This is a genomic window from Actinomycetota bacterium, assembly GCA_030682655.1.
Classification (GTDB): Bacteria; Actinomycetota; Coriobacteriia; order Anaerosomatales; family JAUXNU01; genus JAUXNU01.
The window spans coordinates 1-1,242 of the sequence record JAUXNU010000189.1 but is presented as its reverse complement, the minus strand read 5'-3'; the positions used below and the strand labels follow the sequence as shown (position 1 = coordinate 1,242).

1 protein-coding gene is annotated in these 1,242 nt (G+C 45.2%); it reads right to left on the bottom strand.

All coding sequences use genetic code 11. The annotated features are described in order from the left end of the window. On the bottom strand, positions 1 to 1,242 hold a 1,242-nt coding region (locus tag Q8K99_12625), incomplete at both ends, for a PD-(D/E)XK nuclease family protein (GenBank protein MDP2183399.1).

Sequence of the window (1,242 nt, the reverse complement as noted above, 5' to 3'; positions counted from 1 at the left end):
CCGCCATGATTTCATGGATTATTGTGCCGAGAAGCATTGCCTCAATCTCATATTCTTTTGTTTCCGCAGGTTCAAGTTTGAGAATCTTTTCTATGAAGAATTTCCTGTGACAGGTCCTGTATGAATCTATGTCCGTAACTCTTATCTTAGAGGTTTCTCCGAACTGTTTTTTTATCAGCCTGCTTTTGACGCCTATTTCTTTTATGTGCGATGAGAGGGGAATTTCCGGATGCCTCAGCAGTTCTTCTTCCCTGCACAGGATTCCGGGTGTTTTCTCTGTAACCTCAGCCTTCCACGGCAGGAAAGGCGAGGGCAGGAAGAGCCTGTCCGCTTCCATTGCAGGATAGGAGAGGTGGAGGTTTTTTGAGGAATCTGTCAACCGCCGGAATATGAACTGCTGGAGGCGCAGGTATCTCTTCATGTTAACAAGTCCTAATTTTGTCTTCACATTGTCAGGCAGAAGAAGGTCTATCTCAGGCATTGAAGGCAAATCGCCGTCTTTCAAGCCTCCGAGGTATAGATATTCAGGCTCTGCGCCGCGCAGTTCAAAGAAACCTGAAACCTGCACGCCTTCTCCTTCCGCCTCTTTCTCTGAAGCGTTCAGGATATATCTGAGGCTGTCAATGAATTCTCGCAAACCGTTTCTGCTGCCGGCATCTGTAAGCATGAGATTGTCTATGAGGGACAGTTCTTTCAGAAACTCTGAGACCCGTTCTTTGCAGTCAGTGTCTATGTCAGAGAAATCAAGGTCTGAAAGAAATTTGCGGAGAGCTTCTGAGAGCTGCTTGAAAGTCCCTCTGTCCTTCAAAGATTCAAGGGGTTTGAGTTTTTTAAATATCCATTTAAGTTCTTTTTCAAGCTCAGGGAGAATATCTCTTAATGCAGGGCTCTTAACATTCGATAATGTTTTTGATAAGCCCAGCCATGAGTTTTTGCCTTTGATTATCCCTGAGTAAAGCGATACCTGAGGAATCCACTCTCTGAATAAAACAGGCATCTTCTTGAAATGCGGGGATGTAAGAAACCTCGAAAACGGAAGCCTCGGGTAGTCGTCTGCAACTGATTCAAGCATTGCCATGAGGGCAAGGTAAGGCTCTGTCTTTCCCAATGGTTTTGAGACGGAGAATGTGCAGGGGATGCCGTATCTCTTGAACACCCTGCGGACAATATCGTAATAAATATGCAGTTTCGGGAATGCAACTATTATCTTGTCTAAAGCTCTGCACCTGCCTGAGATGAACA